Origin of the sequence: Paenibacillus sp. 1_12 (assembly GCF_900114475.1) — a bacterium.
Lineage (GTDB): Bacteria > Bacillota > Bacilli > Paenibacillales > NBRC-103111 > Paenibacillus_S.
In genome coordinates, this window is record NZ_FOTE01000017.1 from 17,436 (window position 1) to 43,271 (window position 25,836).

The following is a 25,836-nucleotide window of genomic DNA, read 5'->3' on the forward strand; positions in this document are numbered from 1 at the left end:
AGGCTTTGTGACCTAAAGGGAATTTTTGGGACAACATTTATATGTAAAGGATGGTAGAAAGATGAGTTACCTTTCGAATAGGAAACGATTTATAGCTGCCTGTATGCTGGTGGCTATGCTTGCTGTAGCTGCCGCCTGCGGGAATCAAAAGGAATCCAAAGCGGACGTTTACTCGGACCGTGAGATCATCAAGCAGCTTCAGGAAATAAAGAAGCCGGATTACTGGCCTACAGAGCAGTGGAAGAACTCCACTCCCGAAGCTCAGGGGATGGATTCAGCGCTGCTTGCCGATGTGATGAAGCAGGTTCCAGGGAACAACATCCATAGTCTAGTACTCGTGCGTAACGGCTACATCGTGGCGGAAGGCTACAATGCGGACGCTTCTCCTGATGTAGCACAAGATATTTTGTCCACCACGAAGAGTTTAACCTCGGCGTTGACGGGCATTGCCATCGATGAGGGTAAGTTAAAGGGTGTGAACCAAAAGCTGTCCGAGGTGCTGCCTCAATCGGTTGCGAACAGTCCGGACAAGGGTGCACTTACGATTGAAAATCTACTAACTATGACTTCCGGACTAAAATGGGACAATGAAGGAGAGCGCTCCTCCAATGAAATGTTCGAAAGCAGTGATTGGGTCAAATACATACTGGATCAACCACTGGTAGGGAAGATGGGCAAAGACTTTAACTACAGCAACGGAAATGCGCATCTAATGTCGGCTATTTTGCAAAAGGCTGTTAACATGCCAACTGCCAAATATGCAGAGCAGAAGCTGTTCGCTCCGCTTGGAATTCGTGATACTGAATGGTACGCCGATCCGCAAAATATAGATATTGGCGCCTTTTCCGTTCATATGAAAGCAAGGGATATGGCAAAAATCGGATTTTTGTATTTGCACGATGGACTTTGGGATAAGCAGCAGGTCCTCTCTGCAAAATGGATTGAAGCTACTTTGAAAAAACATGATGATCAGGAATTCGCTGATGGTTCACTGGGAAGCTACGGGTACTTCTGGTGGCTGAAAAATATTGAATCCAAAGGAACGGCAAGCCGCATTAACATGTTCTACGCAGCAGGCTCTGGCGGACAGCGCATCTACGTGCTGCCCAAGCAAAATCTGATCGCTGTGTTTACGGCAAGTACAGCCAATTCGTTCGTTACAGAATCCTTGCTGGAGAAAATAGTCGGAACGATTGGTTCAGACTCCCCGCTGCCTGCTAATGCGGAGGGTGTTAACAATCTAAACACCATTTTAACAAGCTTCAAAACGATGAAAGATAAGTGAAGTTCGAGCGCCAAGCGCGAGGATCTATAGAACCGTCAGCCTACTGTGGCTGAACGGTTCTTTTTTGTGCATCCGGACCATATAGTCTAGTAAAATAACGGATGATTCGGAGGGTTACTTTTTATGTCATGCTGCCTGCCTGCTCGCTCACACCCTTATTTCAAAGGGTTGGTATTGGCTTGTTTGTTGTTTTGTTTGGCAGCATTATTTTTGATTTCCAATCGGGTCTACGCCGAAGCAGAGTCTGAGAACGTAGAGCACGATTCTCACGAAGTTTACCTGAAATTAAAAAAGGGTGAGCGGGTCTGGAAGGATAAATTGTATGCGGCTCCACAGCAGCCGACCGTTTATTTGACCTTTGATGACGGTCCAAGCAAGCTGACGGGACAAGTTCTGGATATATTACAGAAGGAAGATATAAAAGCTACATTTTTTGTATTGGGCAAGCAAGTTGAAGCTTATCCTGATCTATTGAAAAGAGCGGTGGCTGAAGGCCATGCCATTGGTAATCATACTTATAATCATGTGTATGGTGAGCTGTACAAAGGCTTTTCTACGTTTTGGGAGCAAATTGGGCGGACAGAGGACATACTAGCAGAGACCGCAGGTATCAGGCCCTCTTTAATTCGTGCACCGGGTGGAACGTTCGGTAATTTTGACGCATTTTACTTTTATTATTTGGATCAGGCGGGTTACGAGGTGCACGATTGGCATATCGATAGTGGCGATTCCAAAAGGGTCGGCGTGCCTTCAGCAGAAATAATCCAGACGGTCCGCAAGGGGCCATTCGGGGATGAGGTTATCGTGCTGATGCATGATGGAACCGGGCATGAGCAAACCGTAAAGGCGCTGCCGGAAATTATTCGAATGTTCAAGGAAAAAGGCTACACATTCGCTGCCCTGCAACCATCGGTAAAGCCGATGCATTTTGCCGTGGGAAGCTTAAAGCAGTCACGTACGATGGGTGAAGCAATGTATGAGAAACTGTCGGCTGAAGCCAGACAACATGAGCTAACGATGGAAAGCCTGGAGCAGAGCAAGCAATCGCAGCAGGCAGCTGCCGATGAAATGACCTCAGCCAGCAGTTTATCCATTACAGAAGGCGGAAGACCCATAAGCAGCTCAATGGGGGGTGATCATTCGCAGCTGTCAGTTCCCCTTGAAGTATTCCTAGGCAGAAAGAGCCTTATGCTGGATAGCGAGCATTACCGTTTGAAGGAAGGCCAATATCAGGTACCCTTGCGACAGTTAATGGAATCGTTGGGAGCCACAGTCGAATGGCGCGGCGAACAGCGAACAGCCATTGCCCATTATGGACCGCAGACGCTGGAATACGATTTTGCCCGGCAGGAGCTGCGTATACGCCAATACGGCATCTTAACGACGATCCATCTACCGCAAATGGAACTGAAGGATGGTACTGTCTACGTGCCGCTCCGCGGTACACTGGATAAGTTGGGGATCGGCATCGGCGTTTATGGTCTTGATGACGGGGTCATGAAGGTTCATGTGGATAGGAAGCTGCGCTTTTTGAATATGCGAGAGCACTTGTCCACAACTTATCCACATTAATGCGAGTTTTATCCACAAGTTATTCAGGTTTCTATATTAACGGTGAAGCTGTTATTGGCTGCGAATATCCTGTGGACAACAATTTGATGTTGAATCAGTTTCTGGATGAGATGATGAATTATGTAAATAATCATGTCATCCTGTCTATAGGCAGAATTAAATAACGGGGGTAATGACTAGCGCGCCTATTGTCAAAAATGCCGTTGTGGCGCACCCTTTGCTGTGGTTTTCATCATTTTCATGGATGGGCATTGCCCTTTCCGTGGCGGAAGCTTATAATTATGTCTATTGATTTAGAGCCTATTTAGGAGGAAATTATGGACAAGCCAAATGAAATTATCGTCGTATTGGACTTTGGTGGCCAATACAACCAGCTGATTGCGCGCCGGATTCGTGATCTGGGTGTGTACAGTGAGCTGCTTCCCTACAATACATCTGCTGAGAAATTAAAGCAGCTTCAGCCCAAAGGTATCGTATTTTCGGGAGGTCCATCCAGTGTATATGGGGACAATTCACCGCTGGTAGATCCGGCTGTGTACGATTTAGGCATTCCGATTTTCGGAATTTGCTACGGTATGCAATTAATGGCGCATCAACTTCAGGGTAAAGTAGAAAAAGCAGCCAAGCGTGAGTATGGCAAGGCAGAGGTTGATTTTGCTGAACATTGTCAGCTTGTTCAAGGTCTGGATAAGCAGCAAACCGTATGGATGAGTCATGGCGACCATGTCGTAGAGCTGCCTGAAGGCTTCGTTGTTGATGCCAGTACAGAGTCCGCGCCGATTGCGGCAATGAGTCACCCCGGTAAAAAATTGCTGGCTGTGCAGTTCCATCCAGAAGTACGCCACTCCATTTACGGTAATGACATTATTCGCAACTTCCTGTACGAAGTCTGTGGATGCGATGGCAATTGGACGATGGAAAGCTTTATCGAGGACACCATTCGAGATATTCGCAATCAGGTCGGCGACAAAAAAGTACTTTGTGCATTGAGCGGCGGTGTCGATTCCTCGGTTGTGGCGATTTTGCTGCATAAAGCGATTGGGGACCAATTGACTTGTATGTTTATTGATCATGGCTTGCTGCGCAAAGGCGAAGCGGAAAGCGTAATGGAAACCTTTGTCGGCAAATTTGGCTTAAAAGTAGTCAAAATCGATGCGCGCGATCGTTTTATGGGCAAATTGAGCGGTGTGGATGATCCCGAACAAAAGCGTAAGCTGATCGGTACCGAATTCATTCGTGTGTTTGAGGAGGAATCGACGCAATTTGACGATTTCACTTTCCTGGCACAAGGTACACTTTACACGGATATCGTGGAGAGCGGAACAGCGACAGCACAAACGATTAAATCGCATCACAACGTTGGTGGATTACCTAAGGATATGAAGTTTAAGCTCGTAGAGCCATTAAGTGCTTTGTTTAAGGATGAGGTGCGTAAGGTTGGCGAGGAATGTGGTCTACCGGCGGCAATCGTTTGGCGTCAGCCATTCCCAGGTCCGGGTCTTGCGATTCGTGTGCTTGGCGAGGTTACTGAGGAGAAGCTGACGATTGTACGCGAATCCGATGCAATCCTACGTGATGAAATTGCCAAAGCGGGCCTAGACCGCGAAATTTGGCAGTATTTCACGGCACTTCCTAATATGAAAAGCGTTGGTGTTATGGGCGATGCCCGTACCTATTCGTATACCGTAGGTATTCGTGCGGTTACCTCCATCGATGGGATGACGGCCGACTGGGCGCGTATTCCTTGGGACGTGTTGGAGAAAATATCGGTGCGTATCGTTAATGAAGTGGATAACGTAAACCGTATTGTATACGATATTACGTCCAAGCCGCCTGCAACGATCGAGTGGGAGTGAGTTGGATTCCATTCATGCAATTTGATGCTCGGAAGCCTTGATACATAAGGGTTTTTGACATCAGTTGTATGGTGACTTCCAGTTGACGTGCAACTATAGAGTGTTAAAAATTACTTTCTTTTATTTGCGTTGTTCAGCAAATAGAAGGGAGTATTTTTTATGACCAAAATCAAAGAACTGATTCAGGATTTCAAGCTCAATCAACAAATTTTAGGCCGCGTGAAGAAGTACGTCGATTTGTGCATGTTTCGCTTATATCGATGGGAGAGGTTTACGGAGAAAGAATTAGGGATTGTCGAAGTAGAAGGTGTAAATCAGCTTCACATTAAAAAATATATTCAGGAGCGGCAACTTGTAGGGCGCGAAGTCAATCGGACATTGAATAACAACATTGCGACCTTGAAGGTGTTTTTCCAGTACTTAGTTGATGAAGAATTTATCGACGAGCAGAGCAATCCGTTACGGCGTATTAAAAATCTCAAGGAAGAGAAGACGGTTATTGTTACTTTCAATGACGAGGAAGTGTCGCGGATTATTAACGACCTGAAAGAAGAGACATACTCTAACGTCAGGGACAAGTTGATACTCATTATGCTTTTCGACACGGGGGTTCGGGTTTCTGAACTGTGCAATATCAAAAATAACGATGTAGCTAGAAGACATATTCTTATTCATGGTAAAGGCTCCAAGCAGAGGTTAGTTTATATCAGCAATATCATGCGAAAGTACATGAGAAAGTACGAAGCATTAAGGCAGGAGCGTTTCAGGAAAAGAGGGCGGGACGAAATTGAGGACTACTATTTCCTAGACCAATCGGCTGTACAATTGTCTCGCTCACGTATCAACAAAATTCTAAAAGAACATTGCAATAATGCCGGAGTAAGAAAAGAAGTTAGATGTTCGCCGCATGATTGCCGTCATTATTTCGCACAGAAGCAGTTGCGGAATGGAATTGATATTTACAGTTTGAGTAGGCTAATGGGGCATTTTGACACGCAAATAACTTCCAAGTATTTAAGGGGATTAGAGCAAGAGGATATTCTACAGATTGGACGTTTGCATAGTCCTTTAAACGGATTAAAAATAAAACAAGGTTCAATGGAGGGACGCTAATGGCAAATCTCTATAACATTGAACTGAACGATGCTACAACCGAACGCCTTGTACAGATTGCTCAGCGCCATTGTAAGCTTGCTTTGGAACACTCTAGTGGTAAATACACCATCTAATCGTAGACAAGCCATAATAGCTGAAATAGGGCGTCTGAGAGCAGAGAGGAATTTTCTGCTTGGTTTGGGGGGAATGAAATGAAACCGATCAAAGGAATGATCGACATTGAAACCATTCAAATTTTTCTTGAGGGTGCCGAGGAACGTTTAAAGTTTAAGACCATATCCAGCTTCGAACGGTACTTTTTGTACGGCATGACAGCCGCTTACCGGGATTTAATCCAAAATCACGTAAAAGCTCACAGGGGTATGGGATCAAAGGAGTAAAGCAAAGAAGCGAACAGTGGGATAAGACCTGTTCGCTTTTTTATGAAGATTAGTTGGCCGTGAAATTGAATTTATGCTTTTCGCTGTTTTAAAAATTCTGTGAAATATTTAAGAATTTCTTCGGATTCATCCTCACGTTGCAGAACAAGAAAACGAGCAAAATTAATGATTTGTCTTGCTTCCTTTTCGTTTAGTTCGATACCATCTATTGTAGCTCCTTGAGTGGACATAAAATACGATAATTCATGCGGATCGTATTTTTCATCTATTTCTATAAAAGCATCCTCTTCATTACTAGGGTTGTCAATATCGTCCTCTTCTTCTCCAATTAATAAAAGCAAATTAATTCCTAGTGCTCTGGCAATATTCCTCACAACTAATAGATTAGAGCCATATTTTAATTTCCCATTTTCTATTTCGCTTAGTGTTTTAGTAGCTCCTATTCCTGCTAGTTCAATCAGTTGCTCTTGCGTTACTCCAAGTTTCTCCCTATATAATTTAATCCTTCTTCCGACTTCCTTTATATACTCCATTCAAACTCCACCTATTCTCTAAATTTATACAATTCGTTATGATGAGGGCTCGAAAATCGCTTGTTTTTTATGATTTCTCCTTTGTTTCTTATCGAATGCGCAATGTAAACTTTGTTAATTCAAATTTATACTGAAATTACAAAACAAACAGAGGTGATGCCCATTACCCAATTAAATTCGTCACAGAAACCTACTAAAACACAATTAAACTGAAAGGGATTGGTCAAATGGACAAAGACAAACCTTTAGATGTATACGGTATAAGTCGCTATTTAGCGATTTCCCCAGATACCGTGCGCAAGCTTGTAAAAAGGAACCAAATTCCGTATTACCGTGCGGGAAAACGAATCTTTTCAACACAATCGTACTTAGATCAATGGATTCAAAAGCAAATTAAGGAATCCACGGAGGCAACTGATGCAAAATAACCAAAAAAATAGTCGTCTTGCCTTTACAGAGGCAGCAACGACTCAAGAAACAAAAAAATTAACTAAACCCATCTTACAATCTGTTCATCCCGAAAGTCAAAAAGAAAACACAGCGTCAAGCAAAACCGTTGCTATCCTTAACAGACAAAGAGAAGTAAGCTTTTTCCCTGATAAAATTCCAATGGAGATGAAACAACATAATCAATGGATTCTCTGGCGATTAGTGACCCTAGCGGATAAAGGAAAAACTACAAAAATGCCATATGCACTTAATGGCACAAGAGCAGATACAACAAATCCCAATCACTATTCAAGTTTTGCAGAGGCACTGAGGGTTTATGAGAGCGATCCAAGGAATTATGACGGCCTTGGGTACGTATTTAGCGCAAACGATCCTTTTACCGGTATTGATATTGATAATTGCATTGTAGACGGCAAACTGACGGATGAAGCCGATGAAATTATTAATGCTTTAGACAGCTATTCGGAACGCAGTCAGAGCGGGACAGGCGTTCATGTAATCGTTAAAGCCAGGCTACAAAGCGAAGGGAACCGCACCGGCTCTTTTGAAATTTATGACCGCAAACGTTATTTTGCAATCACTGGCGATCATTTGGGACTTACTCCAAAAACTATCGATGAACGGCAGCAGGAAGTAGATGAGCTATGTATACAGAAGTTTGCAAATGACAAACCATCCACTAAATCACCACAAAAAGGTAGTGATGTACACGCTGGAGCCTCGACACTGTCCGATCAAGACATCATCGGCATTGCAGTAAAGGCAAAGAACGGTAGTAAGTTTGCCGCCTTATATTCAGGGGACTGGATCGACTACTATGGCAGCCAGAGCGAGGCCGACCAAGCCCTGTGCAATATATTAGCGTTCTACACCAAAGACTCGGAACAAATTGATAGACTTTTCCGAGGTAGTGGCTTGATGCGTGAGAAGTGGGAACGAGATGACTACCAAGTAAGAACAATTTCCCAAGCGTTGAATATCGTCACAGCACAGTACGCCACTAAAGGCAAGCCGAACTCAGAAGAAAGTACTGAGGACGATCTTGAGTTATTGCTTGTACCTAAGTCGGAATGGAATGTATCGCTTTCTCCAGATGCGTTACACGGTTTGGCATGGGATGTTGTACAGCTTATTTTGCCACATTCGGAAGCCGACCCTGCTGCATTACTTATTAATTTCCTAACGATTTTTGGTAATACAGTGGGAACATGGCCGCATTTTACCGTTACTGGCGGTGAACACCGAATGAAGTTATTCGCGGTGCTTGTGGGAGCTACGTTCAAGGGTAAAAAAGGAACCTCTCTCGACCCAATTTTGAAAATAATGGGTGCGGTAGACTCCGAGCTATCGAAACGCAAGAAGTCAGGCCTATCAAGCGGTGAAGGTGTCATTCACGCTGTACGCGATCAAGTAACAGAAATGCAGCCGATCATGGAGGGGAGTGGGAAAAATAGAAAGCCAACAGGTGCATATGAGGAAGTAGTAGTTGATTATGGGGTCGATGATAAGCGACTGCTTGTTGTAGAAGGTGAATTTGGCGGGGTACTAAATGTACTGCGCCGCGATGGGAACACGCTAGGCGCGATCATCCGCAATGCTTGGGATGGCCAAGGCGATATTCAAACTATGACTAAAAAGCCTGTTACAGCGACTAACACTCATCTTTCGATTTTGGGCCACATAACCCCAGAGGAATTGAGAAAGCTTGTGACAGATAATGAGATTTACAATGGTTTTGTTAATCGTTTCTTGTGGTTTTATGTTCAACAATCCAAGTCACTTCCATCTGGCGGTGAATTCCATAAAGTGGATACTACTCCTATTGTTCAACGTATTCAAGAAGCGGTGGAATTTTCGCTAGGCGATTACATGGGGGAGAGGAAACCGATGGAACGAGATGCAGCAGCAAATTCACTTTGGGAAAGTATATATGAATCATTGCAGCGTGATGCTCATGGAATCATAGGAGCGGCAATAAGTCGGGGGACGCCTTATGTCATGCGCATCGCCTGTATTTACGCACTACTAGATTTATCTTGGACGGTTCGCATCGAACATTTAAAAGCCGCACTAGCCGTTTGGGAGTATTGCAGAAAATCAGTGCATTTTATATTCGGAGAAAATCACAACCAGTTCGACCCAATCTCAGCGAGAATTCTCGCGGCGTTGAAGGAACGGTCAATGGGTCTAACTTCCACACAAATCAGTGTCGAAATTTTTAAAAAGAATCAAAAAGCCGCTGACATTGCAACAGCTATTGAAAAACTACGTGAGTTAGGGCTAATCACCGTTGAAAAACGACCGAATCCCAAGGGGAAAGGTAAGCCCATTACCGTCGTCCGTTTGCTCGAATAAGAAATTAACTTCGTAATTACTCCGGTATAAATTCGTATATATTGGATGCCGGAACCCTTGATATAGCCGGGTTTCGGCGGGTATATTCGTAAATTCGCCAAGTTCGTAAGTTAGAGCTATAGATTAGTTCACAAGGGGATTTGAACCAAACCAAATCTATAAAGAAATTAAAGAAGAAATAAATCAATCTTTTGACCTTATCTCTGTATTGTATTTCCCTTTGTGATTAAAAAATTGTTTTATTCCTTAGTTCTATGATTCTAATTGTAACTGTTATGTAACGAATTTCACGAAATTACGAATTTTCTTGAAATAACCATGAATGCCGAGGATTCTAATCTTTAGAGATTACGTAATTAATACGAACTTTTAACGAATTATCTTCTTGATTAGTCGGGGAGTACACAATTGAATGAGATTAATTAGCTCACTAATGTTGTTGCATCTTTTTTTATACGACCTTTGTGCATTTCCCTGATCTTTATGTATTTTAAGGCGAAAAAGGCGCGCATTTATTAATGAGTATGTTCGGGAAAAAGGAGGTTGTTCCTTTATGTAATCTTACAATATTTAAAGCGCGGTAATGAGCATTATTTCCACAATAAATAAAATGGAGTGATTAGGTTATGATTATTAACGATAATGAATTGAATTGTTTAAGGGAAGTTAATGAACGATACAATGCAAGATGGAAATTCTACGAGCAACATAGTCGAACTATCTGCCGACAACCGAATCAGATGGAAGTGCCGTCTGAAGAGGAGTCCTTGATTATCCAACAAAATGAAGAACTCCGATTTAGGGTCATTTGCTACCTTGAGTCACTAGATGACAAAATGCTGGATTTCCTACTATGTGCCAAAGAGATCGGAAGCTACCAAAACGATTATAAGCATGAAAGTTACCAAGAACGTTTTGAAGCTTGTCAAAAGTCATTAAAGGCAGCGGGGCTTCCAAGGATAACTGTTATCACTAAATTAACTAACTTCCACCCCGATAAACCATTTGATGCTGGTATTCGGCATCTTGGCTATAAAATTGAATAATACGGAATTGAATTAAGGGAGCCTTAACCGGCTCCCTTTTTCAAATAAAAGCTTTGTCAATCGCCTCTGCCAATTCCTTCTGTGAAGCTTTGCTATATCGCATTGTCATGGAAATATCGCTATGCCCACAAAGGGCTGCAACTGCGCTTATATCTGTTCCAGCGGCTACTAATCTCCGCGCAAACGAATGCCGCAAAGCTTGGGGATGCGTCCCGAGTTTTGAGAGCAAATGCTGCACGGCTCTGCTGGAAAGCCGTTGCATCCTAATGCTTGTGAATAAAGATGGTTCGGCATCATCACGAGTTGCAAGGTATTGCGTCAAGTGATAACGCACCTCACGGGAGAGTGGGATAGTGCGAGATTTATTACCTTTACCGCACCTCACTATCAGTTCACCGCTTCGTTCGTTTATGACGGCATCCTGGCGGTTTAAAGCGCAAAGCTCCGATACTCGTACACCCGATTCAAACAGTGTATAGACGATAGCTGTATCCCGCTTGCTGCCGCTTTTCTCAACCTCACGTTTGAGCCGCTTGATTTCTAGCTCCTCCAGCGACTTTGGAGCCGTTTGGCGCCTGTTTTGAGGTTTGGTACGCTTGATATTCTCCACAATATCAGGTCGCTGTGCGAAACGAGCATAGACGCTTAGACAAGCATAGATTTTATCAATTGTCGCCGCGCTCTTACCTTCTTTCTCCAAGGCTTTAATGTAAGCTTGTACATCATATCTGGTCGGCTCCGATAGCTCGCTTCCGTTTCGATCAAGCCAACGACCAAATGCGTACATGATATGCCGATAGGTCTTGACCGTATTTTCTGCTTTCCCTAGCCCTTCCTGAGCAGCAAGAAACTCCTGAACTTCCACGACAAATTTTCCCACGTTTAACCCCTCCTAAAAAAGAACTTCCACGACAAGTTAATGACTCTTTATGTCGTGGAAGCCTACTTCTCTGCAATTGACTTTAAAAAATATCATTGAAGTCTCTTGGTTCCATTTGCTGGGTTGGTTCCGTCATTCGTTTTCCAAAGCCTAACTTATAACCTTCATGCGGATTTCTAAATTCAAGGAACAACCGTCTGAAATCCATGTCATTAATAAATGGAACCTTAATCAAACTATCCATAGGTGCATCTGTTCCCCGAACTACAAATAGCCCAGCATAATCTGTTGAAGGCAATCGTTCAAAGGCAGCATTGTTCCCAAGAGCGATTTGACTTGAAGCTACTGAATCCATTCGACCAATGCAACGCAACCCGATATTGGAACGAAAATCAGTTGAGCCAAGGCTTTCCTGACTTGGCCGCTGTGTAGCGATCAGTAGGTGGACTCCATTGCTCCTACCCTTTGCCGCGATCGTCTTAATGCAAGTCATACCTTCATCAAGTCCTGGCCATTTCTCAGTGAACTGGGCAAATTCGTCGAAGATAACGAATATTTCAGGCAGGTTTGAGCCGGTCATTTCGTTAAAAACGACAATATCCGGCGATACCCCCCATTCTTTTAAGAGCCTCTCACGTCGTTCAACTTCTTGTGCTGCACTCTTAATCATTTCTAAAGCAGCTTCTTTCGTTTCAGCAATCGGATACCCAACATCCTCTACAAAGCCGAAGCTTACGCCGCCCTTTAGGTCAATGAACAACGGTAAATGGCTTTGCCGCTGAAGCTGCAAGATAATCGCATACAACACCGTTGATTTGCCAGCGCCTGTTGTTCCTGCTACAATCCCATGAGGAATTTTTCGAAAGTTCCAAGCAACTGTATTTTTGCTATTCATCCCCACAATTACACGTTCTGGTTTTTGAACAGCGGTACGTAAATCAATTGCATCACTGAAATGAATTTCTTTAGGCAGCGGCTGTTTAGCAATTTCAATCCCGACTGTACCAATACCATCATAATCCTGATGAATAAAAAACATGGGCTTCTTTAAATAAGCTTCGACTCGGGTTAAGTTCTCTTCCCAGCGGCTAAAGGCTATCGCAGGAATATCCCAAACAAAGATTTCCGTTGAGCCTAAATCACGGTGGAGGGGAGCGCTGTATGAGCCTTCCTTCAATCGGAATACTTCATTAAAGAAACGCTCCCAGGCTTGTTTCATAGGGTAGTAGTTATTGCTTGTGGATGGAGGTTCCTGCTCCGGCTTACTTTCCCTAATCGTTGCTTTGGTGATTGGTTCATGAATGCTCTCTCGTTGCAGCCTTTGATAGCTAATTTCATTTAGAGCGGAAATAATTTGAGGTACCTTTTTCAAGTGCTTACTTTGCAGCAATACGTTAGTTCGTTGATGAAGCTGTGACAGATTTGCGTAAAATAAATGCTCAGAGGTAGTTTGATCGGCTGTTGTAGCTTTTATAATAGAAATCAATTTGTATCCCGCTAGGTGACTTGCAATAATGAACCACAATACTGAAAATATCACAATTGGAAACCAATCCATGGGAAATCTGAAAAGCCATTCAAGTATGATGTTTGTTATCATTGCAATGGCAATAGATGTTAGGAACCGTAGAAATCGCCGCCTAAACGTGGAAGCCTGCAACCCAAGCCGAAGTGCAAGCCTCGCATTCAGGGGCGTATAAGGCCGCTTCACCGTTTCATATCGAACGACGATACGAACCGCCTGATCAACCGTTGACTGAGGTACTTCAATTTCAAAATGTGCTTTTGTATGTAACTCGTTTAGTAATCCATAAACAGTTTGAAGATCATCCTGAGCCGACTGTAGCCACACATCAATAACCTTCTGCTGCAATCGTTCTTTATCCTCATAGACGCTCCAAGCCAGAACCCGCTTGATACAAGGCGTTAAAATAAATAGTCTATTACGTGCTTTCATTAGAAAGTGTGCAGCTTTTACCTTTATTTTTGCTATTGATAGCATGTACTCCCCTCCTGTTAATTTATAAGGGCTTACACCCATGCTCCATGCAAGCCCACCTTGCTTTAACGGAACAGTTTTTGAAGCAGCTTTTTGAGTGTTGGCGCATCTTTCAAATCAACAATGCTGCCATCAAATTCAAGTAAACCTTGGGAGGCAGCAACTCTCGCCAAATCGCATAAGTTGCTTTTCTCGAAATCGGATTCAATGTATTCCATAAACTCGGAGATACTCATTTTGGAGCGGTTGGAGTTTTCATTTCGTAGGAATACGAAAAGTGCAGTAGCAAACACTGGCAATCGTACCTTTTCGACTTTCTTGGAAACTCCAGACCACCCGCTTTGAAGCAACTCCACGAAACGTTCCAAATCGTCATAGCTTTCGTGGGGCTTAGTTATCGCTGGCGAGGATGACTGTTCCTTCTTTTTCCCGCCCGCGAATAAGAACAACCACACAAGTCCTGCGAGAAACAAATAACCTGCGAACATAGGATAACCTCCTGTTTTTCATTTTTCGAATTTAGTACAGCGATAAAATAATAAGATAAGTATTTCATGCAACTCGCCTCCTTTTTCGAGTCTACTACTAGATTTCCCCACCCTTTCGCTGACCACATTAAAAGACTTCAGATATGGAAATGCCAAAAAAAATTTAGAATGGACGCAATGTTTCTTTTGCGAGAAGCCGCTGCGCAGAAGAGAGCGCATTGCAGAGTTCCACAACTACCTAATTTGGTAAACAAATTGATACGCTGTTTGCAGATGTTTAAGTTTTACGAGGATAAAAATACAAATAAAAAAGGATGCGTGTCACACAGCGTGACATGGCATCCTTCATGGATAAGCTAATATAAGTAAGGGGGATTTGACCCCCTACATTCTATGGTATTTACAAAAGCACTGCTCTTGTAACAGGAAGGTAATGTTTTGTATTTGTACTATATTTGCTCACTGGTTTCCGACCTTACGGGTTACTGATATTGTAATTTGGTGTACCGTTATAAACTGAAAGTGCTTGGTAAGAACCTATTCTACTAGGATTGTAATTTAAATTAAAAGTTCCTGTTTCACTCAAGTAAAAATCGCCTTTCGGAATTACTTTTGCGTCTACGAAAATGTAGGTTCCTCCAGTGGAAGGAGCCATATTTACGTAAATCGGGTTATCAAATCGATCTTGGTTCCATTTATAGGATGGGATACTCAAACGATCTTTGGTGTAGAGAATAGTATTATCAGTTTCTTGCTCAGTTAAAGCTTTATCCCAACCAGATTCCTTTTTAATGTATTCTTTGGGCACAATAGTTCCAAAATTAAAACCATTATTGACTATAATACCAAAAGGTGATCCAGAATTGCTGTGAATAGTAATCTGATTGTGGGAGTAAATGACATATGATTTATCAGGTGCGGTTCTAGGAGTAACTGGATCGGTATTGAACTTTTTGAAGTAAAAAGGATAATCTTTAATAAAATCTCTGTGCGGATCGTTAAAGTCTTCCATATCGACAACGATAAAATCTAAACCGCGTTCTTCCCGGTTACCATCAGCAAATTCCCAATGTGCAGCGCTAAGATCAAATTTATCGATAGATTTAATATCAAAATAACGAGGCAACATTGTAAAAGCATTTGTGCCATGAAAGTATATCTCTGCTTGAGAAAGATCATATTTGGAAACTGGTAACTCTTTCTTATTGTTGTATGATAAAATACGGTCAATAACAGCAACAGCTTCTGCACGTGTACTCGTTTTATCCAGTAATAGTTCATGTGATTCATTTCCAGACATAAGGCCCCGGCTTACTGCTATCCAAACCAACTTCTTATAACTCGCTTGTTCGTAACTTGTGTCGATCTCTTTTTCTAGCTTGACTAGAGCAAATTCAATCCAAGCTTTTACTTCTACTAACGCATAAAATTCGGCGGACGTGTGTTTGCCATTGTTTTTCGCCCTAAATTCATTCATATAGGAAACAGCTCTTTGGGGAGTACTCAGCTTATCCTCTATAGTAAAGTTATTTATGGACTCCAGGATTTGAAAACTCTCCAATAATTTCTCTTTATTTTTGTTAGTGTTCTTTTCTTTTTCAACTACCTGAAGTATTTCTGTTTCCTTTGCGGTTTGTTGTGTTGCCCTTGCTAACGTCTGCGCTACATCTCCGCGTGTTATAAAGTTGGACCAATCTTGCTGGTAATCTCCTTTATAAATACCGCTTTTATTAGCCGCATCCAGAATAGGAGCAAACCATGATTCGCCTTGATTTGTTAAACGCACAGGTAACTTTAATGCCTTAACCATCATGGCCAAAAATTCTTCTTCCGTAATGGGAGCATTGGGTTTAAAAGTTCCGTCTTCATATCCATTTACATACCCAGCGGCAACAGCAGCCTCGATTTGAGCTAAAGCCCAGTGACCAGAGATGTCAGTAAAATTCACGTTATTATGTAGTGGTTGACTTGCAGTTTTTGCATTAGTTTCACCTGCGGCACTAGTTCCGATTGGAGCTAATGCACTTAACATCGAGGCTATCATCGTTACAGCTAATACTTTTTTAAATTTGAACATTCTTAATACCTCCTGATACTATTCAAGGTTTAGTGCTTTCAATACAACGCCGAGAGGCACAGATCTTTTATACTGATCAACAACAATTAAATCTGTTTTGGAAGTGATCTTATCATCCTTCAGATATTTAGCTGCCATATCCGGTGAATATATTGTATACATGTCAGCAACACCTGGCGAACCGTCCACGGATGTATATATCTGAATACTGAGTCGAATACCTTTGGCATTAGAGTAATCATATTGTTTGTCAAGTGTTACACGAGCACCCTTTTGGCCATTGATCTCTAGACCAGATACAACGTCTTTTCCGTCAACCGAAGGAACCAAAATGCTTAAGTCTTTGGATTCCTTATCGTATCGAATTAGTTTAAATACCTGAGTTGCATATGCACGTTGTGTCTCATCAAGAGGTTGCCATTCAGCCCATTTCGGAACAGGCATACTAATATCCACCGTACTTTTCCCACCACCGTTATCTGTCCACTTCACTTCAGCACCAAGACCTTCGGAAATAACACGAAGCGGAACCATTGTACGTCCGTTCTGTAAAACTGGTGCTCCCTCCAGTTCGAGAACTTTGCCATTTACTTCGGCTTTATTATCATTCATGGTAATTTTCACTTCATGTTTTTTAGGATCACTAACTGTCATCAAAATCGGCTTATCATTCGCTGTCCATGTGATCTCAGCGCCTAATGATTCTGACACGAAGCGCAAAGGTACATAAGTCAATTGAGATTTAGCATCAATATAGGCAGGTGATTCTTGTGTGACTACAACTTCGCTATTGACTTTGACTATTACATCGCGGCTTTCGTTTGCGGCAAAAACAGGTGTGCTTACAAATAGCAATCCCAATCCCATTCCAATTATTCTTTTTCGCATATTTGCCTCCCTTTTCTAGCAATATAACAACTCTATACGTCATATATTACACGACATATATATATCGTTATAAAGCCTTAATTTATTCGATACCATAGGGGAAAAGCCGTTAGGAGCAATCCCCTTGAAATTAAGTGAAGCGAGGAATAGAAAAAACATAGTTCAAGAGGATTTTTCGCACATGATAGATGTTTCGTTAAGATACTACCAAAGATTAGAAAGCGGAAAATCAATCCCAACCGTAAAAATTGCGTTACGAATATGTAGAATATTAGAGGTTAGTCCCTTTGATATTAATGAGTGGCAAGATGATCCCACCAATTAATGTAAACCGTCAGGCATTTTTTGCTGGCGGTTTTCATTTCAGTAACCTCTAAATATCGTAACTAAGGGCTTCGTATATTTCCACGGACTTTAAGTCACATGTGATAGTAAATCGACAAACATATACAATATCCTTCTTGATTTGCCGATATTAAACATAATGATGCTTGGTTATGTTGGAGGCCTTTGTCGATGGATATTCGTACCGAATTTGGGAAGAGGGTAAGGGAATTACGCGCAAGAAGCGGTATTTCACAGGAATTTTTGGCTGACCGTGCTGGACTTGATCGAACGTATATTAGCGGAGTGGAGCGTGGGGAACGCAATGTAAGTATAATAAATATCGAGAAAATCGCCGCTGCGCTAAATGTTTCAATCGAATACATGTTCTCTAGTGAACGTTTTTCCACAAATCCCGCATACTTGAAAAAGGATTTTGAGAAGCCTTTTTCCGAACTTTTTACTCATCAGGTAGATACTGATAAGAAGTTGATTACGTTTCAGGTAAAGGGTGTTTTGAACGCGGAGAATACAGACAAATTAGCTTCAATTGTACTTGGGGCTTGCTCTATGTTTGACGAGAGGGAACTTAGTATATTTGTAGATCATAGGGAGATGAAGGCGAGTGACGGAGAAGTAGTTGTCTACTCCCCAGAGGTTGTAGAGAGCGCCATGAGGTTTCAGGAGAGATTGAATTCATACAGTAAGCAAATTGTTGTGCTGTGTAATTCACAATTTATGGTGAATCAGTTTAACCAAACCATGCAGATCAGTGGTATATACGAGAAAACCGCTAATCTATTCGGTTCCGATAAAGATATGCTTGGTAAAGCCTATGAGCTACTGGATATTCACAGTAATGAATTAATTAAACCTTTTGAAATAAACCGCCAGTAATCTGCTGACGGTTATTTTCTACCCAAAGCCGTTTTTTGAGATGAAAATAGTATAGGCGAAGTATTGGCATATTTCCTGCTTTTGTATAGCCTCACTATTTGCTTATTGATGGTCGAGTGAAGCTGTAGAATAGGGAGGTTATCGAATTCCGTATTTTTGGAAATTAGTCATCGTTTAAAATTATCGGGATATTATCCTATTGAATAAAAGAGGATGTCGAGTGGGCTACCTGACTATAGATGAATTCAAGATTAAGTAGGGTTAGTAGGCATGTGGTATAGGCGAAATGTAGGTTAAATATCAATCAGTTGAAGCAGGACGGTGAAACCATAACCGTTCGTACTTACGTAGCGTTGAAGCTCTGCCGCCCGCTGTTCTGTCAGGGCAACAATGTCCAGTGGCGCATTCGATGAAGCTGCTCTTACAAGGTCATCTAGGCGCTGAAACGTGTTGGCGATGTGCTGATAAGGGTTATCCACGATCAGCACTCTAGGCGAGTCTCCCTTGTGTACAGCGTCCAGCGGTATCGTTGCAGGCTGTGCATCCAAGCCAAGTGTTTCGATATAACCGGTTTGTTCTAATGCCCATGCTACCCGCGCTAAATCACACTGTAAGCGACTTCTCCCGCGAACCGTTACACCTCGCATAGCCAATTCTTCAACGCCTCGCTGCGTGAGTCTGAATATCTTGTTCTTCCGTTTGTCCATTACGGCCTCTATGTAGTTCCACTCAACTAAACCTCTTGTTCGTTGGTAGATCGTGTTCTTTGGACGCTGTTCAGGCATGAGCTTAACAAGGCCGAGAACGTTGATGTGACCGTATTTGCCAATGGTCTGCATGATCGAGTGGTCAAGTGTTAAAATCTGCCTTTTAATCGTCTTTATGGCTTCGCTTGGCATTTTGGAGCCCCCCTTATTTGGCTTGTGCTGTGCTGCGATCAATAATTCAGCAACCTTTTCCATAAATAATCTAGCACGCTCCTGCTGTTGTTTTTCTAGGACTTCTTTAGTTTTCATGGTTTAAATCCATTCCTCAAAAGCAAGTATTGTTTGAATGAATGGAGCTATATTGTTATTGATTTTGGGTTCGTCCTGCGAAAGCTTCTGCATAGCGGCAGTAAAACTTATCAATTCTTCTTCATTAAACAATTCGACTTTGCCGCTTAATTTAAATTCATGTTGATATACAACTATCATGCAATCGATCAATTCCTTTTGACCCGATCGTATTGCGCTCGCTTTAGAGTTGAAAATAATGCAAGGTTTTAACGATTCCGTATCAATTTCGATACGGTCAAAGCAATCGCGGTTCACGTTCAAACGTTTGATGTATTTGCCAAGCTCAAATTTTGTTTTCACAAAATCTCGTTGCTTCACCGTTTCCCCGTGTACCGCGCTAATTTCCCGTCCCGTGAAGTCCTTGAATGTAAACTTGCCGACATAGGGAATGGGGATCTCGTTTGTCTGATTGACGACTTCTTTGAAAATGAGGGAGTCGTTGGCGCGAAGAATCCGAGCAATCTCGGTCTGATTTACAGTAAAGTTAAGCAAATTAAACAAATGCTTTGAGCGTTCATCAACACTCAGTCTATCCATAAGTATCACCTCTAAAAAGAATGTGTTTTTACACTCTTTTATTATATGATTCAATGTGATATTAGTCAATTTTGATAGAGGTAGAAGGACTGAGAAAATCTAATTATTCTTGAGAGGAGGTTCAAAAAGATTCGTCGTAATACTTTTGCCCTTTTCAAAGGTTGAGCAATTAGAGATAATGGAATTGTAATGATTTTCCATGGGAATAAATTTCTTTTAAAAATATAAACGCCATAGAAGACAAGGGGAGTGCTGATGTCTTACTTAACATTTAATAAATTGAACAATATGTCTCAGTCAATTCAGAAATCTCTTAATGAGAATTACCAATTCAGCACTTCAAATACAGTCTTCTTATCCCATCGTCATGACGATAAAGAAGAGGTGAAGTAAGCCGTTGGTTTTTTAGCGCAATTTGGTCAAAGGACATATATTGATTGGCTTGACCATAGCATGCCTAGCCAGACATCATCTGAGACGGCTGAGAAGCTGAAACAAAGAATTAATGGGTCAAATAAATTCGTGTTGTTAGCTACACCGGGGAGTATTCAATCTATTTGGATACCATGGGAACTTGGGCTAGCTGATGGTGTGAAGGGGTTAGATAGAATAGCAATCCTCCCGCTTTTGTATAAAGATACGACTTGGGATGAACGAGAGTATTACGGTCTGTATAGTTACATAGAACAAGTTGCTGATGGGCGATGGGGTGTTTTTAGGCAAGGAGAGACAACAGGGGTTCCTTTGGATAGCTGGTTTGAATCATGAATATAGGAGGAGCATCGATGGATAAAGATATTATCGAATTTTTGAAAACTTACAAGACTGCTATTGAAGAATCTAATGCCGCTATATTTGCTGGTGCGGGTTTGTCTAAACCAGCCGGATTCGTCAATTGGAAAGAGTTGCTTCGAGATATCGCTGAAGAAATCAATTTAAATATTGATAAGGAAAGTGACCTTATAGCAGTAGCTCAGTACCATGTTAATGAAAACGGTGGAAACAGAGGGAAAATAAATCAGGCATTAATTGATGAATTTACAAAAGAGGCCGAAATCACTGAAAATCATAAGATTTTATCAAGACTGCCTATAGATACATACTGGACAACCAACTATGATACTCTAATCGAGGAAGCCTTGAAAATTGAAGGAAAAAGAATCGACTCAAAAATAACCACCGAAAACTTAGCGGTAACCAAACCAAACAGTGATGCCAAGATTTATAAAATGCATGGGGATATTTCGTTGCCTCATGAAGCTGTTTTAACCAAAGATGATTACGAAAATTACAACAACAAGCGGCAGTTATTTACTACGTCTCTTCAAGGAGACCTTATTTCAAAAACAATGTTGTTTATTGGCTTTAGTTTTGATGATCCCAACTTGGAATATATTTTGAGTCGTATAAGAATCCTATTGGGTCAGAATCAACGCACCCATTACTGTTTTATGAAGCAAGTGCAACGAGATGATTTCAAGGAAGAGTCGGATTTTTTATATGCTGAGATAAAGCAGAAGTTAAAAGTTAATGATCTGAAAAGATACAGCATTAAAGTGCTTTTGGTAAATCAATATGAGGATATCACGACCATACTCAAGGAAGTGGAACAGCAATACAAGAGAAGAAATCTATTTGTTTCCGGTAGTGCTTCTGACTATGGAAATTGGGGGGAGCAGCGCTGCTTAGAGTTCGCGAGTAACCTCAGTAAAGCAATAATCAAAAACGGGAACAATATTGTAACTGGTTTTGGTCTCGGAGTTGGGAGTTGTGTAATCTCGGGTGCGTTGGAAGAAATTTATAAAACGCGAAGTCAGCGGGTAGAAGAACGTCTGATTTCGAGACCGTTTCCCCAAAATACAACTGGTCAAATTCCTATAAAGGAATTATGGACTAAACACAGAAATAACATGATTCAAAACGTTGGGATTTCCGTTTTTATGTTTGGCAATAAAATTGATGCTTCAACAGGTGCTGTTATAGAAGCTAATGGCATGATTGAAGAGTTCGAAATAAGCGTGAATCACGGCGTAATACCCATTCCCATTGGCGCGACCGACTTTACTGCTAAAAAAATATGGGAGACTGTTTTAAATGATTTTGACCAGTATATTCCCGATGCTGAGCTAAAAGATAAATATCAATTGCTGGGCGATGTGAATCAGATTGACGAAGCGTTGATTAGCATTGTAATTGAAATTGTGAATAAGCTTGAAAAAAGAAAAAAGTAATAGTAGGGGGTGTGATACATGGCACGAAAGACATTTGTTTCGTACAAATACAGTGAAGCGAAGGGAACAAGAGATCGAATTATCGAGGCTCTTGGTGATGATGCTCGTTATTATCAAGGGGAAACCAGTGCATCGCCTGACTTGACAGATAGAAAGACGGATACAATTAGAAATCATCTAAAAGAAATGATTTTTGATACTTCTGTTACTATTGTCGTCATATCCCCAAATATAAAGCTGAGTAAATGGATTGATTGGGAACTTGAATATTCTCTAAAGAATATTACAAGAGAAGACCGTACCTCGGGAAGTAATGGAATTGTAGGCGTAATTCAAGAGGTAAATGGAAGTACTAATTGGATTGAAAAATATATAACTACATCGGATGGGTGTAGGTATAGGTACTTAGATAAAGATTTGTTGTACGAAATAATCAACAAGAATAGATTTAACCGTAAAACCCCGGAATTTACATGTCCACAATGTGAGACTGTAGATACTTTAGAAGGTTCGTATATAGCTTTAATCAATGAAAAAGATTTTTTGTCTGAACCTGAAAAATATATTGAAAATGCATATGAGAAAAGTAAGCGAATAAATGAATTTAACATTACCAAGACCGTAAAAAAAGATTTGTTTTCGTTCTGGTGAACCACTTGGTATGAAGAACATTTGGTAAACATACAGCAGTATTTGCTTCGTCATATGACGAAGCTTTTTCATCTATAAAGCTATTGAAATTGGTCGTTTTACCCGCTACAATTGATATACCGAACAACGTGGTAAATGAACAGTAATTAACTCTATAATACACACCTACTCCTACACCGTAGGTATCCGCGCAGTTACTTCCATCGACGGTATGACGGCCGACTGGGCGCGTATTCCTTGGGACGTGTTGGAGAAAATATCGGTGCGTATCGTTAATGAAGTGGATAACGTAAACCGTATCGTTTATGATATTACGTCTAAGCCGCCAGCTACGATTGAGTGGGAATAAATTTGTAATAAACATGTAATCTGTTATTCATCAGATATTCATGTAAATAGCCTATACTAGTACTCAACCCCCCTTTTAAACATATATACTTTAGACCTGCAGCCCGTTGCTGTGGGTCTCTTTTTTTGTGTGCTAACGGATGAAAAGGAATTAAAAGGAAAGCAATTGACAGGGGGATTAAAGGGGGATATCACCTGACTGGGCTAAATTTTAAATAACGAACAGGAAGACAGGTTTTTATTAAAATTGTTCGGAAAATGAATTGACAAGCTGGGCTGACGCTTTTAAAATAAATAATAACAAAAGGAAAATACGATTCGTATAATTTCGGGAATAGGCCCGAGAGTTTCTACGAGATCACCGTAAATGATCTGGCTACGAACAAACGAAGTATGACAAATCATATCCTCAACGAACTGTCACCGACAGCCTGTCCTCCTGTAAGATTAGGGATTTGCTGCAGGCACCAGGCTATGGAATTGAGGATTATGGTAGGTGTTGCCTTTGTTTGCGAACTTAGCAGAAATCAGGCTGAGTTTTTTGTTGTTCCAAGAAACCATTTGGAGGGATTTGGGGTAATGGATCGATTTTTTAAATTGAAAGAGAACGGCACCACGGTACGCACCGAGATTATGGCCGGTTTAACGACATTTATGACAATGGCGTATATTCTGGCGGTCAACCCTAACATTCTTAGCGCTTTTGGTTCAGGTGCTACAGGAATGGATTGGATGGCTGTATTCTTGGCAACGGCGATAGCAGCCGGTGTAATGACAATTGCGATGGGACTGTTTGTGAATTTTCCGGTTGCTTTGGCTCCGGGTATGGGACTCAATGCTTATTTTGCAACAGTTATTTTATCTTCTCAAGGTCAGTTTACGTTCCAAATGGGGTTAGCAGCTGTCTTTATTTCCGGATTGATCTTCATTGTATTGACGGTCACACAAGTGCGTCAATTGCTACTGGTTGCAGTTCCGGATAGTTTGAAACATGCAATTACGGTCGGAATCGGACTATTTATTACCATTATCGGTTTAAAGAACAGTGGACTCATGACGGTAGCAGTTGAATCAGGAAAAGATATTGCTGCACATAAGTTTACGGATGTATTGTCATTTGAAACCGTTATTCATATGGGCAGTCTGAAAGATCCAGGTGTTGTGCTCTGTATCATAGGTCTGGTGCTCATATCCGCACTGCTGGTGCTGCGCGTTCGCGGGGCGATTTTGTTAGGTATTTTGCTAACTACGGTAGTTGGTTATTTTATGGGTCAAGTCAATCTCGGTATGCTGGGCGATGCGAAAACAACGTGGGTGCCGGATCTTAGCAAGCTGGCGTTCGCTCAGTTCGATTTCAAAGGGCTGATGAATGTCGGAATTATATCGGTGATTGCGACGTTTACGTTTGTTGAGCTGTTCGACACGTTTGGTACTTTGGTAGGAACGGCAAACCGTGCCGGTTTTATGAAAAATAAAGCCGAAGGCAACAAAAAAGTTGGTAAAGCCATGATGGTCGATGCGGTAGCGGTTAGTGGTGGCGCGTTGGTTGGAACAAGCACGGTGACGGCTTTTGTAGAAAGCGCTGCGGGTGTTGCACAGGGTGGGCGAACTGGCTTAACCGCTGTAACAACAGGTGTTTGCTTCCTGCTGGCGCTGTTTCTAGCTCCGATTGCTGCATTGATTCCAGGATCAGCTACGGCTGCTGCCTTGATTATTGTCGGCGTATTGATGATGCAGTCGGTTAAGGATATTGATTTTCAGGATTATGTCGTTGCGATTCCAGCTTTTCTAACGATTGCTTTAATGCCGTTTACGTATAATATTGCTAATGGTATTTCGTTCGGCATTGTGATGTATGTTATTCTTGCAACGGTTGCCAACATCAGAGAAAGCGGCAGCTATAAGGTCCATTGGTTGATGTGGATACTAGCTATACTGATTATTCTCCGATATGTATTTATCGGCAGTGAAGGCTAAACAAGCTTAATCATGAATGAAGGAGCTGTCATTTAAGGTTGTAGACCTTAAGGGACAGCTTCTTTTTGTAAATCAGGAAAAAATAAATAAAAATTTTACCTTTTGCGCATTGACATCTGTAGAGCGGCATACTATACTAACAAACAATATCATAAACACGAAGAACGGGAACAGTAGTCGGTCGGATCTGTCCAGAGAGCTGCGGGTGGTGCAACGCAGTCAGAGAAGCCAATGAAACTCGCCCGGGAGTGGTGGAACTGAATCGGTGTAGCGCTGCACTTTGAATTAGGTTCTGACGGGTAGCCTCCGTGATCGGGTTGTGCTGAGGATATACAGGATTGATGTTACAGTCAATCTGGAGTGATCATCAGTGCTCTAAGCGGACATTCAGCTAGCAGCTGAGGTCAACAAGAGTGGTACCGCGACAAGCTACGGCCTGTCGTCTCTTATACAAGAGACGGCAGGTCTTTTTAATTTCAGAAAAACAGCATACAAGTAAACGCGAAGAACGGGAGTAGTAAAGCTTATCTTTTGTCCAGAGAGCTGCGGGGTGGTGCGACGCAGTCAAAAGAAGCTTGAAGCTCGCCCGGGAGCGGTAGGGCCGAACGCCATCCAGCTAGTGTCTGGATAGGCATAAGCTTCGACGGAAGATCCCCACGTGATCGGGGAGCGCATCAGTTATGGATGGACGTGAGAGAGTTGCATGCAGCAATTCCGCGGCTCATCAACATCAACTGGGAGCAAGACGCGCATGAGTGGATTTCCTCACCGGGAAATCAACAAGAGTGGTACCGCGGCAGCCTAAGGCCTGTCGTCTCTTATACAGAACAGAGACGATGGGTCTTTTTTGCGTGGAGATTGGCTGCAAAATAATCATAAATATGGAAA

21 protein-coding genes, 1 pseudogene, 1 riboswitch and 2 other annotated features are annotated in these 25,836 nt (G+C 41.9%); of the genes and pseudogenes, 14 read left to right on the forward strand and 8 right to left on the reverse strand.

Features of this window, described 5'->3' with window-relative positions; all coding sequences use genetic code 11:
- The first annotated feature begins 61 nt into the window (after positions 1–61).
- The 5 genes from BM210_RS26675 to BM210_RS26695 all read left to right on the forward strand — a co-directional run bounded on the left by BM210_RS26675 (position 62) and on the right by BM210_RS26695 (position 6,209).
- Positions 62–1,285: a serine hydrolase domain-containing protein gene (locus BM210_RS26675; protein ID WP_091175256.1), complete on the forward strand. Its 1,224-nt coding sequence runs from the start codon at positions 62–64 to the stop codon at positions 1,283–1,285.
- A gap of 123 nt (positions 1,286–1,408) precedes the next feature.
- On the forward strand, positions 1,409–2,857 hold the full coding sequence (locus tag BM210_RS35020; RefSeq protein WP_177238018.1) for a polysaccharide deacetylase family protein: 1,449 nt from the start codon (positions 1,409–1,411) through the stop codon (positions 2,855–2,857).
- A gap of 317 nt (positions 2,858–3,174) precedes the next feature.
- Positions 3,175–4,713, forward strand: coding sequence for a glutamine-hydrolyzing GMP synthase (gene guaA / locus BM210_RS26685; RefSeq protein ID WP_091175257.1), 1,539 nt, complete (start codon positions 3,175–3,177; stop codon positions 4,711–4,713).
- 159 nt (positions 4,714–4,872) lie between these two features.
- Positions 4,873–5,826: a tyrosine-type recombinase/integrase gene (locus BM210_RS26690; protein WP_091175258.1), complete on the forward strand. Its 954-nt coding sequence runs from the start codon at positions 4,873–4,875 to the stop codon at positions 5,824–5,826.
- 194 nt (positions 5,827–6,020) lie between these two features.
- The gene (locus tag BM210_RS26695; protein WP_091175260.1) at positions 6,021–6,209 is read left to right on the forward strand and encodes a hypothetical protein; all 189 of its coding nucleotides are present in this window, start codon (positions 6,021–6,023) and stop codon (positions 6,207–6,209) included.
- A gap of 71 nt (positions 6,210–6,280) precedes the next feature.
- On the opposite strand, the gene BM210_RS26700 is transcribed toward BM210_RS26695, so the two are convergent.
- Positions 6,281–6,742 carry a helix-turn-helix domain-containing protein gene (locus BM210_RS26700; RefSeq protein WP_091175262.1) on the reverse strand — a complete coding sequence of 154 codons (462 nt, stop codon included), beginning with the start codon at positions 6,740–6,742 and terminating at the stop codon, positions 6,281–6,283.
- Positions 6,743–6,969: 227 nt separating this feature from the next.
- Here BM210_RS26700 and BM210_RS26705 point away from each other — a divergent pair, with 227 nt between their 5' ends.
- The 3 genes from BM210_RS26705 to BM210_RS26715 all read left to right on the forward strand — a co-directional run bounded on the left by BM210_RS26705 (position 6,970) and on the right by BM210_RS26715 (position 10,593).
- Positions 6,970–7,170: a helix-turn-helix domain-containing protein gene (locus BM210_RS26705; protein ID WP_091175263.1), complete on the forward strand. Its 201-nt coding sequence runs from the start codon at positions 6,970–6,972 to the stop codon at positions 7,168–7,170.
- Positions 7,160–9,547: a phage NrS-1 polymerase family protein gene (locus BM210_RS26710; RefSeq protein WP_091175264.1), complete on the forward strand. Its 2,388-nt coding sequence runs from the start codon at positions 7,160–7,162 to the stop codon at positions 9,545–9,547. Before BM210_RS26705 ends, BM210_RS26710 begins: the two co-directional genes overlap by 11 nt.
- A gap of 626 nt (positions 9,548–10,173) precedes the next feature.
- Complete coding sequence (locus tag BM210_RS26715; RefSeq protein ID WP_091175266.1) at positions 10,174–10,593, forward strand: hypothetical protein; 420 nt, start codon at positions 10,174–10,176, stop codon at positions 10,591–10,593.
- Between the two features lie 40 nt (positions 10,594–10,633).
- Here the strand turns inward: BM210_RS26715 and BM210_RS26720 are convergent, their stop codons facing one another.
- From BM210_RS26720 to BM210_RS26740, 5 genes are all read right to left on the reverse strand, one after another.
- A complete protein-coding gene (locus tag BM210_RS26720; RefSeq protein WP_256224070.1) occupies positions 10,634–11,473 on the reverse strand; it encodes a tyrosine-type recombinase/integrase in 840 nt (279 codons plus the stop codon).
- An 82-nt stretch (positions 11,474–11,555) separates the two neighbouring features.
- Positions 11,556–13,475, reverse strand: a complete 1,920-nt coding sequence (locus BM210_RS26725) for an FtsK/SpoIIIE domain-containing protein (RefSeq protein ID WP_177238020.1) — start codon at positions 13,473–13,475, stop codon at positions 11,556–11,558.
- A gap of 62 nt (positions 13,476–13,537) precedes the next feature.
- Complete coding sequence (locus BM210_RS26730; protein ID WP_091175269.1) at positions 13,538–13,960, reverse strand: hypothetical protein; 423 nt, start codon at positions 13,958–13,960, stop codon at positions 13,538–13,540.
- A gap of 475 nt (positions 13,961–14,435) precedes the next feature.
- Positions 14,436–16,037, reverse strand: a complete 1,602-nt coding sequence (locus BM210_RS26735) for an S-layer homology domain-containing protein (protein ID WP_091175270.1) — start codon at positions 16,035–16,037, stop codon at positions 14,436–14,438.
- An 18-nt stretch (positions 16,038–16,055) separates the two neighbouring features.
- Positions 16,056–16,925 carry a copper amine oxidase N-terminal domain-containing protein gene (locus BM210_RS26740; protein ID WP_091175272.1) on the reverse strand — a complete coding sequence of 290 codons (870 nt, stop codon included), beginning with the start codon at positions 16,923–16,925 and terminating at the stop codon, positions 16,056–16,058.
- A 124-nt stretch (positions 16,926–17,049) separates the two neighbouring features.
- Here BM210_RS26740 and BM210_RS26745 point away from each other — a divergent pair, with 124 nt between their 5' ends.
- Together BM210_RS26745 and BM210_RS26750 are read left to right on the forward strand one after the other, a co-directional pair.
- The gene (locus BM210_RS26745; RefSeq protein ID WP_091175273.1) at positions 17,050–17,250 is read left to right on the forward strand and encodes a helix-turn-helix transcriptional regulator; all 201 of its coding nucleotides are present in this window, start codon (positions 17,050–17,052) and stop codon (positions 17,248–17,250) included.
- A gap of 191 nt (positions 17,251–17,441) precedes the next feature.
- Complete coding sequence (locus BM210_RS26750; protein WP_091175275.1) at positions 17,442–18,146, forward strand: helix-turn-helix domain-containing protein; 705 nt, start codon at positions 17,442–17,444, stop codon at positions 18,144–18,146.
- Positions 18,147–18,439: 293 nt separating this feature from the next.
- Here the strand turns inward: BM210_RS26750 and BM210_RS26755 are convergent, their stop codons facing one another.
- Positions 18,440–19,162: a hypothetical protein gene (locus BM210_RS26755; RefSeq protein ID WP_091175277.1), complete on the reverse strand. Its 723-nt coding sequence runs from the start codon at positions 19,160–19,162 to the stop codon at positions 18,440–18,442.
- A gap of 3 nt (positions 19,163–19,165) precedes the next feature.
- The gene (locus BM210_RS26760) at positions 19,166–19,741 is read right to left on the reverse strand and encodes a hypothetical protein (RefSeq protein ID WP_091175279.1); all 576 of its coding nucleotides are present in this window, start codon (positions 19,739–19,741) and stop codon (positions 19,166–19,168) included.
- A 785-nt stretch (positions 19,742–20,526) separates the two neighbouring features.
- On the opposite strand from BM210_RS26760, the gene BM210_RS26770 reads away from it, so the two are divergent.
- From BM210_RS26770 to BM210_RS26785, 4 genes and pseudogenes are all read left to right on the forward strand, one after another.
- Positions 20,527–21,972 carry an SIR2 family protein gene (locus BM210_RS26770; RefSeq protein ID WP_091175282.1) on the forward strand — a complete coding sequence of 482 codons (1,446 nt, stop codon included), beginning with the start codon at positions 20,527–20,529 and terminating at the stop codon, positions 21,970–21,972.
- An 18-nt stretch (positions 21,973–21,990) separates the two neighbouring features.
- Positions 21,991–22,623, forward strand: coding sequence for a TIR domain-containing protein (locus BM210_RS26775; protein WP_091175284.1), 633 nt, complete (start codon positions 21,991–21,993; stop codon positions 22,621–22,623).
- Between the two features lie 163 nt (positions 22,624–22,786).
- Positions 22,787–22,972: pseudogene (locus BM210_RS26780) on the forward strand (GMP synthase (glutamine-hydrolyzing)); the annotation flags it as partial.
- Positions 22,973–23,269: 297 nt separating this feature from the next.
- A riboswitch (purine riboswitch) is annotated at positions 23,270–23,370 on the forward strand.
- Positions 23,371–23,550: 180 nt separating this feature from the next.
- The gene (locus BM210_RS26785; RefSeq protein WP_091175370.1) at positions 23,551–24,948 is read left to right on the forward strand and encodes an NCS2 family permease; all 1,398 of its coding nucleotides are present in this window, start codon (positions 23,551–23,553) and stop codon (positions 24,946–24,948) included.
- Positions 24,949–25,099: 151 nt separating this feature from the next.
- Positions 25,100–25,398 (forward strand) — a binding site (T-box leader).
- Positions 25,399–25,443: 45 nt separating this feature from the next.
- Positions 25,444–25,770 (forward strand) — a binding site (T-box leader).
- Positions 25,771–25,836: the final 66 nt, after the last annotated feature.

Bases quoted from the DNA above. Each gene is read 5' to 3' on its own strand.
- BM210_RS26695 (WP_091175260.1), top strand. From the start codon at position 6,021: ATGAAACCGATCAAAGGAATGATCGACATTGAAACCATTCAAATTTTT.
- BM210_RS26710 (WP_091175264.1), top strand. From the start codon at position 7,160: ATGCAAAATAACCAAAAAAATAGTCGTCTTGCCTTTACAGAGGCAGCA.
- BM210_RS26690 (WP_091175258.1), top strand. From the start codon at position 4,873: ATGACCAAAATCAAAGAACTGATTCAGGATTTCAAGCTCAATCAACAA.
- BM210_RS26675 (WP_091175256.1), top strand. From the start codon at position 62: ATGAGTTACCTTTCGAATAGGAAACGATTTATAGCTGCCTGTATGCTG.
- BM210_RS26735 (WP_091175270.1), bottom strand. From the start codon at position 16,037: ATGTTCAAATTTAAAAAAGTATTAGCTGTAACGATGATAGCCTCGATG.
- BM210_RS26775 (WP_091175284.1), top strand. From the start codon at position 21,991: ATGGCACGAAAGACATTTGTTTCGTACAAATACAGTGAAGCGAAGGGA.
- BM210_RS26725 (WP_177238020.1), bottom strand. From the start codon at position 13,475: ATGCTATCAATAGCAAAAATAAAGGTAAAAGCTGCACACTTTCTAATG.
- BM210_RS26705 (WP_091175263.1), top strand. From the start codon at position 6,970: ATGGACAAAGACAAACCTTTAGATGTATACGGTATAAGTCGCTATTTA.
- guaA (WP_091175257.1), top strand. From the start codon at position 3,175: ATGGACAAGCCAAATGAAATTATCGTCGTATTGGACTTTGGTGGCCAA.
- BM210_RS35020 (WP_177238018.1), top strand. From the start codon at position 1,409: ATGTCATGCTGCCTGCCTGCTCGCTCACACCCTTATTTCAAAGGGTTG.
- BM210_RS26715 (WP_091175266.1), top strand. From the start codon at position 10,174: ATGATTATTAACGATAATGAATTGAATTGTTTAAGGGAAGTTAATGAA.
- BM210_RS26785 (WP_091175370.1), top strand. From the start codon at position 23,551: ATGGATCGATTTTTTAAATTGAAAGAGAACGGCACCACGGTACGCACC.
- BM210_RS26760 (WP_091175279.1), bottom strand. From the start codon at position 19,741: ATGGATAGACTGAGTGTTGATGAACGCTCAAAGCATTTGTTTAATTTG.
- BM210_RS26755 (WP_091175277.1), bottom strand. From the start codon at position 19,162: ATGAAAACTAAAGAAGTCCTAGAAAAACAACAGCAGGAGCGTGCTAGA.
- BM210_RS26730 (WP_091175269.1), bottom strand. From the start codon at position 13,960: ATGTTCGCAGGTTATTTGTTTCTCGCAGGACTTGTGTGGTTGTTCTTA.
- BM210_RS26750 (WP_091175275.1), top strand. From the start codon at position 17,442: ATGGATATTCGTACCGAATTTGGGAAGAGGGTAAGGGAATTACGCGCA.
- BM210_RS26770 (WP_091175282.1), top strand. From the start codon at position 20,527: ATGGATAAAGATATTATCGAATTTTTGAAAACTTACAAGACTGCTATT.
- BM210_RS26700 (WP_091175262.1), bottom strand. From the start codon at position 6,742: ATGGAGTATATAAAGGAAGTCGGAAGAAGGATTAAATTATATAGGGAG.
- BM210_RS26740 (WP_091175272.1), bottom strand. From the start codon at position 16,925: ATGCGAAAAAGAATAATTGGAATGGGATTGGGATTGCTATTTGTAAGC.